The following is a 16,361-nucleotide window of genomic DNA, read 5'->3' on the forward strand; positions in this document are numbered from 1 at the left end:
GCCAATCACCCTAAAAACCCCTATACCCAAGAAGTGTATCAAGCTAATTATGTTAATACTTGAATAGTATTGATAATGTCAATAGTAAAGCGAAAGTCGCAGTCACACAGTTAGCGAGCCTTTCTGCTTGGATGCCCTAAAAAATTTGGTTATAATTCAGCCGTTAATATCACCAAAACTACCTAAGGAGTGCGGTATGCGAGACCAAAAAGAACGAGTGGAAACAATTGAAAGTACCATGAAAAATGAATTCAGACATGCTTTGGCGGTAAATTTAATTACACAAGAACAACATGACAACTATCTGCAGGAGCTTAATGAATTAACCTATTATGTTTATGAAAAATATAAAGATAGTTTGGCTTTTTATGATGAGGATTGGATTAAAATTAATGACTATTATGAAAAAATTATTGGATTGGATTTTGTTCGTAGTCGGACAAAAGAGGGGTTAGAAGATGACTGGCTTATCGAGATGTAAATGATGAAAGTAGATAATATTAATCAACTTTTCAAGCAGATACAGTGGATTGATAAGCAAGGGACTTCGAATTTTGCACAAACCAATGCAACCCCCCAAAAAATTTGGTTATAATTCAGCCGTTAATATCACCAAAACTGCCTAAGGAGAACAGTATGAGGGACCAAAAAGAGCGAGTTTACAGTATCGAAAGATTGACTAAAAATGAATTCAGACATGCTTTGGCGGTAAATTTAATTACACAAGAACAACATGACAACTATCTGCAGGAGCTTAATGAATTAACGTCTTATATTTATGAAAGATATAAAGATAGTTTTACTTTTCGTGCTGAAGATTGGCGTAAAATCAATAACTACTATGAAAAAATTGTAGCCTTAGATTTTGTTAGAGATTATATAAAAGAAGGGTTAGAAGACAGTTGGCTTATTGAGATGTGAATGATGAAATCCCCCTAAGGAGTGCAGTATGCGAGACCAAAAAGAACGAGTGAAAACAATTGAAAGCATTATGAAAAATGAATTCAGACATGCTTTGGCGGTAAATTTAATTACACAAGAACAACATGATAATTATCTGCAGGAGCTCAATAAATTAACGTCTTATATTTATGAAAGATATAAAGATAGTTTTACTTTTCGTGCTGAAGATTGGCGTAAAATCAATAACTACTATGAAAAAATTGTAGCCTTAGATTTTGTGCGTAATCGAACTAAAGAAAATTTAGAATATTCCTGGCTAATTGAGATGTAATAATGAAACTATCCCAAAAACCCTTATACTCAAGAGGCCTATCAAGCAAACGATTTATATTCAGATAGCCACAAAAAGGGGTTTTCAGAGACCCGATGGTTAACTGAGAGTGAAATACACACTCATAATTTGCAGATAAAACCGGATGAAAAAATAACTTTTTTGAAAGTGATTTATATAAAGATAATGAGTATTATGAAAATGTTAAGTTTTAAAAATAATAATTTAGCTTATATTAAGTTTAATTTAGCTAAATTTGGTGACGTTAAAGATGTTCAGAAGGCAGAGTTAAGCAAGGCATTGACTGAATCAGATAAGGTATTGGCATTAACCAAAAGTAAATATTTAACGGCTAAAAAACAGTATACAACAATATCAAGCAAAATGTTAAACCAGACATTAGATACTCCAGGAAAAAATTTAGCAGAAAAATCTATTATTGATCAGAAAATAACATCGCAAGGTATGGAGTTGGGAGATTAAACGATAAATTATCGTCACAATTACTTTATTGGAATTAGAAATTTTATAGAAATTAATAATTTCTATAAAAAATCAGTTCGCATAATGTTAATGCCGTTATGTTTAATTCGTAGGCTGTATAATGTTGGCCACCGCAGGTGGCTAACAGTCAAGAATTTAGCATAACGGCAGATTATGCGAACTAAAAAAAACTATGACATATATAAAACCCTACACAAAACCCAACGGCAAAGATTAAATATCTTGGTGTGTCATGTGTGTTATTGTTGTTATTTTTTTAGAACGATATAGCTTTGGATTGTACCAAAGATTTTTAGGGTCTCTATTTTTCATTTTTATATTTTCACAGAATTTATTTAGTGTAAGGTTGAACTATATATAATAGTTCAACCTTGTGTCATTTTGACACATTTTAGCCTTTATTTTATTTTTTTGTCAGAATGTATAATATCTTGTACCGCATCTTTTGCATAATTATCTAGTATGTACGTTGCTAGTTCTGTCCATGAAATGGATTTTCCTATTCTGTAACTTAAATCTACTGCTAATCTTTCAATTCTTAGTTTTCTTTCTGCGCTTATTGCTAGGCTAGTTCTCTTTGGTTTTTGCGTTGTCATTTTAACTCCTAAACGTCTTTTGGTTTATGCAGTATTGTATATTATTAAATATCAGAAGGATAAGCAAAAAAATGGCATTAATATTATTAGAGAATTATGGCAAATAGCTTTTAAGGATATATTGTCTGTTATAAAAGGTGCAGATATGAATGTTTATGATGATAAACGTATACGAACATTATTAAATGATAGTTATTTTACTGTTACTAGAACAGGGAAAATCTCATATTCGAAGTCAAATAAAATTTATTCGTTTTATCGGTCGTTATTGAATGATGGTTATCAATTCGTTAAAAATTCCATGGATCGTAAAACGTTTTGGCGTTACGAACAAGATTTTTTATCGATTGGATTAAGCAAGATGCAATTACAGAATCTACAACAACAGAAAAATAATGTAATTCCATTGTGCAGAGTTATAAATATTGATTTTAATTGTCAGCGTCCGAGTTGGTATGTAGAACCAACATCATTTTATGATGATCCAAAAAATTTAGAATTTTTAAAAGCTGTTTAACGTACTTCTCTTATGAATCTATATTGGTGCGCATAATGTATATTATGTTAAATAAGGTGTGTTAAATCAATTAAGTTCATTTATTCGCCACTCACCCTCTATTAACAATTCTAAATCTTTATAAGACTATTCTTTTATCAAGAATTCATTTATATTGTTTAGATTAATTACTTAGTGTAGTTATTTAAAAATTTAATAGTGATTTTCTATTTCTTTTCTTTTTATTGAATAGAAATACAAAAAAAATTGGTCAATTTTTGTTTTATGACAAAATATGGTAACCTTATCACTTCAAATCAACAGCCCTTGTATTTAGGATATTATGCATAGTATTTATAAGACATTACGTTCCAATAGTTATTCTGTTCCGTGCGAATTATGCAGTCTCGGTGGGCTCTGTATTCCGATGTTACTCAATAATACATTAAGTAGTGTTTTAGAACGCAAAAGATCTTATTCAAAAGGCGAAATAATAGTTAAAGCAAAAACGCCATTTAAAAAATTCTTCATCGTTCATTCCGGTGCACTTAAAACATTTGTCACAACTTCTGAAAATAATGAACAAATTAATGGATTTTATCTACCTGGAGATATTGTTGGTTTAGACGCCATTTCAACCAAAGTTTATAACAACAACATTCAGGCATTAAGTAACACACTAATCTGTGAACTGCATTATGATGAATTAATGACATTAATTGATACTAATAAGAATGTTAGAGATTTAATCTTTAGATTATTAAGTGCTGACATTTATAATTATCAAAAATTGGTTCTTTGCTATTCTCAGAAAAAATCAGATGAGCGTCTGGCCACCTTTATTTATTCTCTTTACCTTCGATATCAGCAAAGAGGACATTCTTCTTTAAATATAAAACTAGCAATGAGCCGTGCTGAAATAGCTAATTATTTAGGATTAACGATTGAAACTGTAAGTCGTAATTTATCAAAATTACAAGAGCAAAATATTTTAATAGCTAAAGGTAAATATATTTATATCAATAACTTGGAAGCTTTAATAGATTTAGGAAATTAAATTTATTTATGCTAAAATAACTAAAAATTCATTGTAAGGTTTTTTATATGTTAAGTTTCAAGAAAACAATTATCGCTACAACTGTTGCGCTTATTCCATTTTGTTCTTTTGCTGCTCAGCAATTAACTGAAGAACAAGCAAACAGCATGCAATCTTTTAAAAGCATTACGATTCGAGGTGCTTTTTATACTGATAGCGATTATGTTATGGCTATGTCAAAGGCTGCAGACAATGAAGGAGCTGCTTCTTTTTACATAACAACAACAAATATCAGCCCTTCTAATGATACTTTGCGTATCGTTTATGCAAAATTATACAAAGCAGACGCACCTAAAGCTTTAGAACAACCAGAAACTTTACGTAAATTTGAAGGTGTTTACGAATATCCAAAATCTAAAGCAATTCGCTTAGAACCATTTAATATTGTGCGTATTCGTGGATACTTTCCGACAGATTATGATGTAAATCAAGCTATTGCTAAAGAAGCATCAGCGCAAGGTGCATATGGCTTTTACATAGATTCACGTTCAGAATTAGGCAGTAATATTCAAGTAGCTGCTTATTTATTTAAAAAAGATGCTCCTGAACGTAAATTACAACCTGAAAATGCTATTCCTTACGATTCTGAAGCGGGTCAATTAGCATTAGCTAAAGGTGGAGAAGCTGCAATGCAGGTTGAAAAACCTGGTTATTACTCCCCTTCTGCATTTAACGAGAAATATTATGCAGATAAATTTAATAATAAAGTAATTGATAAAACTACAACAAATTCTGCTGCAACTAATAAAGTTACAACAACATCAAATACAGAAACAATAAGTACCGTTGCCACTGAACCTCAAAGAGTAACTCGTTACACTGTCACTCTTCCTGATGGGCGAAAAATTCAGGAACTTAACGATGCAACTGCGGCTAAAATGGTTGCCTTTGATACACTGAAATTTAGAGGTTACTACGTTACTGATCAGGAAATTTCATATCAAGCAGGAAAAAGAGCAATAGAAGCTGGGGCTAAATATTATCATATTGCTCGAGTTGCTCATGATTCTAAAGGGCCAAACATCACTGTATTTGTAGATCTTTATAAATAATCAAAATGGGCGCATAAGCGCCCTTCTTTTTTATCCTTATAATTATATTCTATAATTCAGAAGATACAGTTTCTATTTGTTGTTTTATCCTTTTTGCAGAAATTGGATACGGTGTGCCGAGTTGTTGAGCGAATAAGTTAACTCTAAGTTCTTCTATCATCCATTTAATATTCGTAACATCATTCAATGATTTTTGATTTTCTGACAAATTATTAAACCAACTTTGATATTCGTTTTTCACTTCTTCTATTATATTCATCGACTGTCTATCTTTAGCCACATTAGTTCCTAACTTCTCTATCCGTTTTTCTATAGCAGTTAAATAGCGATAAATATCATGGAGTTTGTTATAACCAGTTTTTGCCACAAAACCCTTATAAACTAGCTCATTTAGCTGCGCTTTGATATCAGATAACGCAAATGCTAAAGACAAATCGATACGGCCTTTAAGTTTTTTATTAATATTAAAATGGAGAGTTAAAATTGATTCCACTTGTTTAGCTATATCCACTACAATTTCATTGATATGCTCTTTGGTATAACCTAACAGTTCTTGATATTGTTCTTGATTTTTAACTTTCTGATTGTACTTCTTAATCAAGTAGTCTATTCCACAGGCAATGCAGTCATCAATAAGGTTAAGAACTGTACCGAATGAATTAAAATATAAGCCTAATTTAGATTTATTTGGTAACTTTTCGTGCAAATATTTAATTGGAGATGGAATATTTAAAATCAACAATCGTCTAATCCCGAGCTTGGTTAATCTTTTTTGTTCCTCAAGTGAATCAACCAGTTTAATACTGACCGAGTTTTGATTATCAATGATGGCTGGATAGGCTTTAACTGTATAATTATTTTGTTTTTCTTCATAAATACTTGGTAAGTGACCAAAATTCCAATCAATAATATTATCTTTCTCTATTTTGACAGATTTTTTTTGAGTCAGCGATGATAATGCTTCTTGAACTTCTGTTTTAAGATGTTCTTTAATCATCATTAGATCTTTGCCAAAAGCTATTTCTCGTTCATTATCAACAATACTAAAATTCATTTTTAAGTAATCTGGTACTTGTTCTAATTGCCAATCAGTTGGCTGAATTTTTATACCTGTCATTTTCCTAAATTCATTTTCTAATGTTTCAAGTAATGGATGTTCAATTGAATTAACTCTACTTAAAAAAGCCTCAGCATAGTTAGGCGCAGGAACTAAGCTTTTACGTAAAGATTTTGGTAATGATTTTATTAAAGCAATAACTAAATCATAACGAAATCCAGGTACTTGCCAATCAAATCCTGTATCTTTTATTTGATTTAATATATTAAGCGGAATAGAAATTGTTACACCGTCACGTGCATTACCTAGATCAAATTGATAAGTTAAAGGTAATTTCAAGTTATTCTGATACCAAAAATCTGGATAATCGTTTATTTTTACAGGTTGAGCTGATTGCTTAATCAGCATATTTTTTTCAATATTTAAAAAATCAGGGTTTATTTTTTGTTTGTTTTTCCACCACGTATCAAAATGTTTTGCGGAAATAACTGATTTGTCTATTCGTTCATCATAAAAATTATAAAGATCATCATTATCAATCAGAATATCCTGACGACGAGATTTATGTTCAAGATCCTCAACTTCATTGATTAATTTATGATTTTGTTTATAAAACTGGTGATTAGTTTGCCAATCACCTTCAACCAAAGCATTCCGAATAAATAAGGAACGACTTAGTACTGGGTCAATTTTACTATAATTAACTATGCGGTTTGCAACAATTGGTAGACCGAATAAAGTTACTTTTTCATTGGCTAAAGTTGTCCCATTCTTTTTAGACCATCTAGGCTCACTATAACTATATTTAACTAGATGTTTTGCTAATGGTTCAATCCAATCTGCTTCAATTTTAGCAGCCGTTCTACCCCATAGACGGCTTGTCTCAACAAGTTCACTAGTTATACACCATTTTGGTTGATTTTTAAAGATGGCTGAATTAGGGAATATAGCAAATTTAATATTACGAGCACCAATATATTCATGTTTTTCAATTTCTTTCATACCAACATGTGACAATAAGCCGCTTAATAACGCAGTATGCAGTGAACGATAATCTGCTAATTGACTATTAATCGGAAAAGCAAGTTGTTTAATGGTTTGTCTAATTTGTGTATAAACGTCTTGCCATTCTCGAATTCTAAGATAGTTAAGATATTCTTTTTTACACAACCGTCTAAATTGATTACCCGACAGATCGGCTTGTTGATTTGTTACATAATTCCATAAATTGATAAGTGATATAAAATCAGATTCTTTATCAGCAAATCTACGGTGTTTCTCATCAGAAGCTTGCTGTTTATCAAATGGCCTTTCTCGAGGATCTTGTATTGATAGTGCTGCCACAATAATCATAACTTCTTTTATACAACCTAACCGTCTAGCTTCAACTAGCATTCTAGCTAATCTAGGATCAATAGGTAATTGAGATAAAATTCGTCCTATCTCAGTCAAATGATAATGATGATATTTAGTATAAATTGCACCTAATTCTTCTAATAATCGTATACCATCACGGATATACCTAGAATCAGGTGCTTCAACAAATGGAAAAGCCGCTATATCACCTAATCCTAATGAAGTCATTTGTAATATAACTGATGCTAAATTGGTTCGAAGAATTTCAGGCTCAGTAAATTCAGGTCTGGATAAAAAATCTTGTTCATCATATAAACGTATACAAATACCATCTGAAGTTCTACCACAACGCCCTTTTCGTTGATTCGCTGATGCTTGAGAAATGGGTTCAATTGGTAATCGTTGAACTTTCGTCCGATAACTATAACGACTAATTCTTGCTAAACCAGGATCGATAACATATTTAATACCAGGAACGGTCAAGGATGTTTCAGCCACATTTGTAGCTAAGATAATTCTTCGAGCACTGTGTGATTGAAAGATACGGTTTTGTTCAGATGCAGATAATCTAGCATATAAGGGCAAAATCTCAGTATGTTTCAGTTCAATTTTTCTTAGCGTATCGGCCAGATCACGTATTTCACGCTCCCCTGTAAGAAAAATCAAAATATCCCCATTACTTTCAAAAGATAATTCATCGATTGCATCTATAATAGGCTGAAAATCATTATTTTTCTCATTTCCATAATCATCATTAAGAATTGTTGGACGATATCTAACTTCGACAGGATAGGTTCGACCTGAAACTTCAATGATTGGAGCATGATTAAAATGATTTGAAAAACGTTCAACATCTATTGTAGCTGAAGTTATGATGACTTTTAAGTCAGGACGTTTAGGTAATAATTGTTTCAAATATCCCAAAATAAAATCGATATTTAAACTACGTTCATGAGCTTCATCTATAATAATAGTATCATATTGAAGTAATAATTTATCTTGCTGAATCTCTGCCAGTAAAATTCCATCAGTCATCAATTTAACCAAAGTAGTTTCGCTGACATGATCAGAAAATCTGACTTTATAGCCCACTAAGTTGCCTATTTCTGTTTTTAATTCCTCAGCAATACGATTGGCAACTGAACGAGCTGCTAACCTTCTCGGTTGGGTATGGCCAATAAAACCTTTAACACCTAAGCCTAGTTCCAAACATATTTTAGGTATTTGTGTCGTTTTTCCTGAACCTGTTTCACCGGCAATAATTACAACTTGATTATTTTTAATTGCTTCAGCTATCGCCTCTTTCTTATCAACTACTGGTAGATTATCTGGAAAATCGATATCTTTAGGTAACGATTGTAATCGAACATTATAATGTGCAACAGCTTGAGCAATCGCTTGTTCGATGGTATCTAAATTTTGATTTTTGTTTGAAAGCTTTCTTATTTTGTGTTGATCTAAGAAAGTCATTGATTGAAAAAATTTAATTTGCTGTTGAATTAACATAAAGAGTAAAATGTAATTATTAAATTTTAATTAAACTGATTATATCAAATTTAGCCAACTATTAGGAGTTAAGATGAAAAAGACTTTACTATTAATGCTTTTTACTGGAACATTCGTGATGACTGGTTGTGGTGAATCTAAGAGCGTTAAAGCTGAAGATTTAATGCATCATCGCTTTGTATTGATTAAAGCCAATGGTCAAGATATTTCAACAGATAAAAACGCTGAGCTTGAATTTGGTGAAAACATGAATATTTATGGAAAAATGTGTAATCGCTTTGTTGCAAAAGTAGAATTGGAAAACGAAACGATCAAAGGCCCTGGTGTTAGTATGGCAAAAATGGCTTGTGATGATGAGCAATTGAGTAAGTTAGATGATACCATCGCTCAATTAATTCAAGACGGAGCATCAGTCAGTTTGGACAAAGATCTATTGACTTTAAAAAATAAAGATATTGAACTAATTTATCAACTTAAAGATTTAATGTAATTTAAAAAGACATTTTTTATCACAAACTTGGTAAAAATTTAACCAAAAAAATGTTTTAGTTTTTTTCTATCTCAATTGATGTCTAGTTTTTTGATAAAAAACTTTATTTAAAATGTCGTTAAGACTATAATAAAAAAAGTTTTTAAGAATGGCTTATATTGATGAGATTACTAAATTCTTTAGATATTGCTTTTAATAAGAGTAACTTTTTAAAGTTACTCTTCCCTTTTTATACCAATGCACTGGCATTGGTTTTTTTTGTTTAAATATTTATATTTAAAACCATTTATTTAAATTTGAACATTAACTTTAACAACTAGTAGATAATATTATGAAAAAGACAAAAATCGTTTGTACCATAGGACCAAAATCAGAATCAAAAGAGATGCTAACTAAATTATTAAATGCAGGCATGAATGTAATGCGTTTAAACTTCTCTCATGGTGATTATGAAGAGCATGGTAATCGAATCAAAAATTTACGTGAAGTAATGCAAGAAACAGGCTTGAAAGCTGCCATCATGTTAGATACTAAAGGCCCAGAAATTCGTACTATTAAGCTTGAAGGTGGAAACGATGTATCACTTGTAGCAGGCCAAACTTTCACTTTTACTACTGATGAAAATGTAGTTGGTAATTCAGAACGTGTAGCAGTTACATATAAAGGATTTGCTCAAGATCTAAAACCAGGTAACCGTGTATTAGTTGATGATGGTTTAATCGCTATGGACGTTCAAGAAATCAAAGGTAACGAAGTTATTTGTAAAGTTTTAAATAACGGTGACCTTGGTGAAAATAAAGGTATTAACTTACCTGGTGTTTCAATCAAATTACCTGCACTAGCTGAAAAAGATAAAAATGACTTAATTTTCGGTTGTGAACAAGGTGTAGATTTTATTGCAGCATCATTTATCCGTAAACGTTCTGATGTTGAAGATATTCGCGCTCATCTTAAAGCTCACGGCGGTGAAGAAATCAAAATCATTTCTAAAATCGAAAATCAAGAAGGTTTAGATAACTTTGATGAAATTTTAGAAGCATCTGATGGTATCATGGTTGCTCGTGGTGATTTAGGTGTGGAAATTGCGGTTGAAGAAGTTATTTTTGCTCAAAAAATGATGATTAAAAAATGTAATAAAGCTTCAAAACCAGTTATTACTGCAACTCAAATGTTAGATTCAATGATCAAAAACCCACGTCCTACTCGTGCTGAAGCTGGTGACGTTGCTAATGCAATTATTGATGGTACAGACGCTGTTATGCTATCTGGCGAAAGTGCTAAAGGTAAATATCCATTTGAAGCAGTTAATGTGATGGCTACTATTTGTAAGCGTACTGATGGTACTATCCCAGCTAAATTAGAGCTAACCACAAAAGAAGAAACATTACGTATTACTGCTGCTGTATGTTGTGGTGCTGTTGAAATCGCAGAACGATTAAATGTACCATTAATTGTTGTTGCTACTCGTAGCGGTAAATCAGCTCGTGAACTTCGTCATTACTTCCCGACAGCTCGTATTTTGGCTCTATCTTCAAGCCAAAAAACTGTCAATCAACTTGCCTTATCTAAAGGTGTTGAACCTATTTTAATTGATGCAATTAATTCAACAGATGATTTCTACCGTTTAGGTAAAGAAATGGCTGTTAAAATTTGTAATGTAAAACAAGGTGATACAATTGTTATGGTATCAGGTGCATTAGTTCCAAGCGGAACAACTAACACAACTTCTGTTCACCGCATCTAATCACCTTTAATTTTGTTTAAATGAATGATAAAAAGCTAGCTATATGCTAGCTTTTTTTTTATCTTACGTTATTCTGTAATAAATCAAATTAGTGGAATGGGCATTACAAAAAATGATAATAGAAAAAGTATATTTACCTAAAGAACTAAGTTGGTTATCATTTAACCAACGGGTGTTACAAGAGGCTGCTGATGAAAGTAATCCTCTCATAGAACGAATCCGTTTTTTAGGTATCTACTCAAGTAATCTTGATGAATTTTATAAAGTCCAATTTGCAAATTTAAAAAAATATGTCCTTATTGAGCAAGAACAAGCTCAAGCAACATCTAATGCTAAACATTTATTGCGTCAGGTTAATCAAAAAGTCATTCAACTTGAATTACAATTTGATCAGCTCTATAACGAGCTATTATTAGAAATGGCAAGGAATCAGATTTTCCTAATAAATGAAAGGCAACTTACCACTTATCAAGAAACTTGGATAAAAAATTATTATAAGCAAAATTTAAGACAGTATATTACCCCTATTTTGTTAGATAGCCATACTGAGTTGATTCAATTTTTAAAAGATGATCATGCTTATTTAGCTGTTGAAATTATCTGTAAAGATAGTATTAGCTATGCATTACTTGAACTTCCTACAGATAATGCGCCTCGGTTTGTTTTATTACCTTCAGAAGTTTCAACTAAAAATAAATCAATTATTTTTTTAGATAACATTTTACGTTATTGTTTAGCGGATATTTTTAAAGTCTTCTTTGATGCGGTAGAATTAAATGCTTATTCTATAAATATTAATCGTGATGCTGAATACGAATTAAATACTGAACTTGATAGTTTACTTGAGTTAATGTCTCAGGGTTTGAAACAGCGGTTAACTGCTCAGCCAGTTCGTTTTACATACCAAAAAGACATGCCAAAGGCATTATTTGAATTATTGATAAATAAACTAAGATTAACTGAACAAGATGCAATGCCTGGTGGACGTTATCCCAATTTCAAAGATTTAGCAAATTTTCCAGATCTTGGTGTCAAAAACTTACTTAATAAACGCTTACCAAGCCTTGCTTATAATCGATTCAAGAAATTCAGAAATGCTTTTGCAACAATAAAAGACCGAGATGTATTGCTCTATTATCCTTACTATTCATTTGGACATGTGCTTGAAATTATGCGACAAGCGTCATTTGATCCTGCTGTTACCCATATTCGTATGAATATTTATCGAGTAGCTAAAGACTCCAGATTTATTCATGCTGCTATAAATGCAGCAAACAACGGTAAAAAAGTCACAGTAGTGGTAGAACTGCAAGCTCGATTTGATGAAGAAGCAAACATAAAATGGGCTAAAAGGTTAATTCGTAGTGGTATAAAAGTTATCTATTCACAACCAAAACTTAAAATTCATGCCAAATTATTCTTAATCGATCGTAAAGAAGACGATCGAATTGTCCGTTATGCTCATATTGGTTCAGGTAATTTTAATGAAAAAACTGCACGTATTTATACAGATTTTTCATTATTAACGGCTGACCCCGCGATTACCGATGAAGTTATCAAAGTATTTAACTTTATTGAAAACCCATTTAAACCGGTAACTTTTCACCATTTATTAGTTTCACCACAAAATACACGATTACGCTTTCATGAATTTATTGAAAGAGAAATCAATAATGCCAAAGCTGGGAAACCTTCAGGGATCTATCTTAAACTCAATGCAATAACTGATAAAGAGATGATAAATCAACTCTACAAAGCTTCTTGTGCTGGAGTGAAAATACGTATGATTGTGCGAGGCACCTGTATACTTGTTCCTCAAATTCCTAATTTAAGTGAAAATATCTATGTAACTAGTATTGTTGACCAATATCTCGAACATGCTCGAGTTTATATTTTCGAAAATGACGGTAATAAAGATACCTACATATCATCTGCCGATTGGATGCCTAGAAATCTTGATAACCGGATTGAGGTTGGCGTAAAAATATTTGATCTGACATTAAAATCCACTATTCATAATATTTTCAATATTCAGTGTAATGATAATGTCAAAGCTCGAATTATCGATAAAGATAATATGAACAATTACGTCCAAAGAGGTAATAAAAAGAAAGTAAGAGCACAACGTGCAATTTATGATTATCTAAAACAATTAGAATCAGCAAGTTAAGGATTTGAACGTGAATAAATTTGATGAATATGCTGTTATTGATCTAGGCTCGAATAGTTTTCATATGGTCATTGCACGTTGTATTGATGGTGCAACACAAATTATTTACAAAAATAAAAAAAATATTCATTTAGCTACCGGTTTAAATGAATTCTATGAGCTAAGTGAGTCAAGTATTAAACGAGGTATAGAATGCCTTGCACTCTTTGCTGAACGGTTGAATGGATTTCCCCCGGAAAATGTTCGAATTGTTGCAACCTATACGTTACGTATCGCCACCAATCGGCATAAATTTCTAGCCGAAGCGGCTAAGGTTCTACCCTACCCAATTGAAATTATTTCCGGACAAGAGGAAGCCCGTTTAATCTATTTAGGTACCATGACAGCCGAATCAACCGCCGAAGAAGATACCAAATTTGTTATTGATATTGGTGGTGGATCGACTGAAATTGCCATAGGTCGAGGAAACGATCTCAAACCATTTATTGTAGCAAGTCGACCAATGGGCTGTGTTACTTACACTAGGCAATTTTTTCCACAAAAGACCATTGACCGATATTCATTTTTAAGAGCTAAACTGGCAGCTGAACAACAAATTGAAAATCTTATTACCACAATAAAAAGACAAAATATTAGTGTCGCATTTGGTACTTCCGGCACAATCAAAAGTATTTACAAAATATTATTAGATTTAGGTGTCAGCGATGGAATCATTACGCCTAAACGTTTGGATGATTTAATCAGTTATATTTTAGAATTCAAGTCTTTTCATGATATTGACTATCCATCGCTTTCAGAAGAAAGAAAAAACGTTTTCGTCAGCGGGTTAGCCATTTTTAGTGGCGTTTTTAATGCATTAGGGTTACAAGAGCTTCAATTTAGCCCATGCGCATTGCGTGAAGGAGTTTTGTATGAACTTATTGATGGTCCAAATTATCGAGATATAAGACAAACAACAGCCGAATCACTCTCTCAGCATTACAACATTGATGAGCGTCATGCCAAACAAGTGGTGAAAACGGCAAAGTATCTTTTTGCACAATGGAAAATGCAAACTTCGACTAATATTCCGCAACATTTAGAATCTATCCTCTATTGGGCAGCGCAACTCCATGAAGTGGGACTGAAAATAAATTTTTCATCAATTCACAAACATTCGAGTTATATTCTATTAAATAGTAACCTACCTGGATTCAACGAAGAACAACAGCTTTTATTGTCTACCCTTGTACGTTATCATCGAAAGTCAATTAACATTGATGAACTGCCCTATTTTAGTTTATTCGAATACAAGCATATCATCTCGTTATTGCAGATTTTGCGGCTTGCCGTTTTATTTAATAATCAGCGTAATAACGATCTGGATCTCACTGCATTTAGATTAAAATTAAATAGTGATAAATTGAGCAAACTGACGATAGAACTCAATGAAAAGTTTGTTGAAAATAATAAGTTAATCTTGCTTGATTTAGAGCAGGAGCAGAAATATTGGAAATCGGTTAATGATTGGAAATTATCGATTGAAATGTTTTAATCACTCAAAAAAACCGCCAGTTAAACTGGCGGTGATAGCTAAACTTTTAGCCTAATCCAATGATTTTCCACCATAAAATACCAATAGTGAAAACAATAATTAAATTTACTACGCTACAAATGAAACCGACTTTCCACCATGTTTTAACCGGTACGAAGCCTTCAGCAAACAGTAACGGGTTACGAGCATTAGCAAATTGGGTAATCGAACCAAAATAGTTAGTACAAATAACTAATGCAAAAATGGCAATCATTTGCGGCACGCCGAGCGCTAAAGCAACCGTTAAAAATACTGGGAATAAAGCAGCAATATGCGCATTACCACTCGCAAAGAAGTAATGTAGATAAACATAGGCTACACACAAAATAACAATGACTAAAACCCAGCTACTATCTCCTAAGTGACCTTTAACCGCATTACCAATTGTATCGCCTAGCCACTTAGTTACGCCAAGTTTATTGACTTGTCCCGCCATCATCAGTAATGCTGCAAACCAAATTAAAGTATCCCAAGCGGCCTTTTCACCTTTGATATCATCCCAACTAAGTACACCGGTTAAAATTAAAATTGTTAAGCCGATAAATGCAGTAGTAGTTGAATCAATACCAAAGTTTTTACCAAAAATCCACAAGCCTAACAGTAATAAAACAGTTGAACCCATAATAAGTTCTTTAAAGGTCAGAGCCCCCATTTTTTTAAGTTCTTCTGTGGCTAATTTAGGCGCTTCTGGTGTCTTTTTAAGTTCAGGATTGGTTAAAAAGTAGATAACTAAAGGAATAACAATAAATGAGACTAAACAAGGTACAATAGCCGCCATAAACCATTGTCCCCAGCCTAAAGTAATACCAAGTTGACTCGTTACTAATTTGGCTGCCAACAAGTTGCCGGTAAAGGCAGTTAAAAACATTGCCGATGTAATATCATTTACATGACTAATGGTTAACATTAAGAAAGTGCCAATACGATTTCTTGATTCATCTTTTGGATTTGAATTAAAATTGATCGCTAATGCTTCAGCGATTGGATAAATCACACCGCCAGCACGAGCTGTCGTACTAGGAATAGCTGGAGCTAATGCCATATCCGTTACCGACAGTCCATAGGCTAAACCTAATGTATTTCTACCTAAAAGTTTAACTAGATAATAAGCTATACGCTTACTTAACCCTGTTTTGATAAAACCACGTGCTATCATAAAAGCAATAACGATAAGCCAAATAAGGCTACTGTTTAATTCGCTTAATGAAATTTTAATCGCCTCTGTCGCTGTTGCAGCCCCTGATGGTCTTAGAACCGCAAAAACTGTTATCGCTAATAATCCAATTGCACCAATTGGCATAATTTCAGCAACAATACAGGCAATAGTTGCAACAAAGATGATACTGGTTTGCCAACCCTCAATACTAATTCCTTCAGGCGGAGAAACAAGTTCCCATAGTATTGCTGAAATAACAGCAATAATTATGAGCGGTAACCATTTGACAGGTGGTTTTTTCACTGTGTTCATAGTATTTTCCTTTTTAATT

General features: G+C 32.5%; 14 protein-coding genes. 11 read left to right on the plus strand and 3 right to left on the minus strand.

All coding sequences use genetic code 11. From position 1 onward, the window contains the following. Nucleotides 1-196 precede the first annotated feature (196 nt). From J3U24_RS00005 to J3U24_RS00020, 4 genes are all read left to right on the plus strand, one after another. Nucleotides 197-481: a hypothetical protein gene (locus tag J3U24_RS00005; protein WP_267346948.1), complete on the plus strand. Its 285-nt coding sequence runs from the start codon at nt 197-199 to the stop codon at nt 479-481. Between the two features lie 155 nt (nt 482-636). Beyond that, a complete protein-coding gene (locus J3U24_RS00010) occupies nt 637-921 on the plus strand; it encodes a hypothetical protein (RefSeq protein ID WP_267337872.1) in 285 nt (94 codons plus the stop codon). A gap of 28 nt (nt 922-949) precedes the next feature. Next, nucleotides 950-1,234 carry a hypothetical protein gene (locus J3U24_RS00015; protein ID WP_267337873.1) on the plus strand — a complete coding sequence of 95 codons (285 nt, stop codon included), beginning with the start codon at nt 950-952 and terminating at the stop codon, nt 1,232-1,234. Nucleotides 1,235-1,429: 195 nt separating this feature from the next. Beyond that, complete coding sequence (locus tag J3U24_RS00020; RefSeq protein ID WP_267337874.1) at nt 1,430-1,717, plus strand: hypothetical protein; 288 nt, start codon at nt 1,430-1,432, stop codon at nt 1,715-1,717. 419 nt (nt 1,718-2,136) lie between these two features. On the opposite strand, the gene J3U24_RS00025 is transcribed toward J3U24_RS00020, so the two are convergent. Next, the gene (locus J3U24_RS00025) at nt 2,137-2,334 is read right to left on the minus strand and encodes a hypothetical protein (RefSeq protein WP_065734120.1); all 198 of its coding nucleotides are present in this window, start codon (nt 2,332-2,334) and stop codon (nt 2,137-2,139) included. Nucleotides 2,335-2,368: 34 nt separating this feature from the next. Between J3U24_RS00025 and J3U24_RS00030 the strand changes: the two genes are divergently transcribed. From J3U24_RS00030 to J3U24_RS00040, 3 genes are all read left to right on the plus strand, one after another. After that, nucleotides 2,369-2,851, plus strand: coding sequence for a phage/plasmid replication protein, II/X family (locus J3U24_RS00030; protein ID WP_267346949.1), 483 nt, complete (start codon nt 2,369-2,371; stop codon nt 2,849-2,851). 406 nt (nt 2,852-3,257) lie between these two features. After that, nucleotides 3,258-3,887: a helix-turn-helix domain-containing protein gene (locus J3U24_RS00035; protein ID WP_267346950.1), complete on the plus strand. Its 630-nt coding sequence runs from the start codon at nt 3,258-3,260 to the stop codon at nt 3,885-3,887. 47 nt (nt 3,888-3,934) lie between these two features. Beyond that, nucleotides 3,935-4,978 (plus strand): YdgH/BhsA/McbA-like domain containing protein, encoded by a 1,044-nt coding sequence (locus J3U24_RS00040; RefSeq protein WP_267330365.1) that lies wholly within the window; start codon nt 3,935-3,937, stop codon nt 4,976-4,978. A 49-nt stretch (nt 4,979-5,027) separates the two neighbouring features. Here J3U24_RS00040 and hrpA read toward each other — a convergent pair whose 3' ends face one another. Continuing rightward, entirely contained in the window at nt 5,028-8,897 is a 3,870-nt protein-coding gene (hrpA, locus tag J3U24_RS00045) for an ATP-dependent RNA helicase HrpA (RefSeq protein WP_267346951.1), read from the minus strand. 73 nt (nt 8,898-8,970) lie between these two features. Here hrpA and J3U24_RS00050 point away from each other — a divergent pair, with 73 nt between their 5' ends. The 4 genes from J3U24_RS00050 to J3U24_RS00065 all read left to right on the plus strand — a co-directional run bounded on the left by J3U24_RS00050 (nt 8,971) and on the right by J3U24_RS00065 (nt 14,835). After that, on the plus strand, nt 8,971-9,387 hold the full coding sequence (locus tag J3U24_RS00050) for an META domain-containing protein (protein WP_267336816.1): 417 nt from the start codon (nt 8,971-8,973) through the stop codon (nt 9,385-9,387). Nucleotides 9,388-9,718: 331 nt separating this feature from the next. Continuing rightward, the gene (pykF, locus tag J3U24_RS00055; RefSeq protein WP_065562828.1) at nt 9,719-11,131 is read left to right on the plus strand and encodes a pyruvate kinase PykF; all 1,413 of its coding nucleotides are present in this window, start codon (nt 9,719-9,721) and stop codon (nt 11,129-11,131) included. Nucleotides 11,132-11,243: 112 nt separating this feature from the next. Continuing rightward, complete coding sequence (gene ppk1, locus J3U24_RS00060; protein ID WP_065562829.1) at nt 11,244-13,301, plus strand: polyphosphate kinase 1; 2,058 nt, start codon at nt 11,244-11,246, stop codon at nt 13,299-13,301. Nucleotides 13,302-13,311: 10 nt separating this feature from the next. Continuing rightward, nucleotides 13,312-14,835 (plus strand): exopolyphosphatase, encoded by a 1,524-nt coding sequence (locus J3U24_RS00065; RefSeq protein ID WP_267336817.1) that lies wholly within the window; start codon nt 13,312-13,314, stop codon nt 14,833-14,835. A 46-nt stretch (nt 14,836-14,881) separates the two neighbouring features. Here the strand turns inward: J3U24_RS00065 and J3U24_RS00070 are convergent, their stop codons facing one another. Then, on the minus strand, nt 14,882-16,342 hold the full coding sequence (locus J3U24_RS00070; RefSeq protein ID WP_065734126.1) for a DASS family sodium-coupled anion symporter: 1,461 nt from the start codon (nt 16,340-16,342) through the stop codon (nt 14,882-14,884). Between the last annotated feature and the right edge of the window lie 19 nt (nt 16,343-16,361).

Origin of the sequence: Gilliamella sp. B2785 (assembly GCF_026537005.1) — a bacterium.
GTDB classification, from domain to species: domain Bacteria; phylum Pseudomonadota; class Gammaproteobacteria; order Enterobacterales; family Orbaceae; genus Gilliamella; species Gilliamella apicola_E.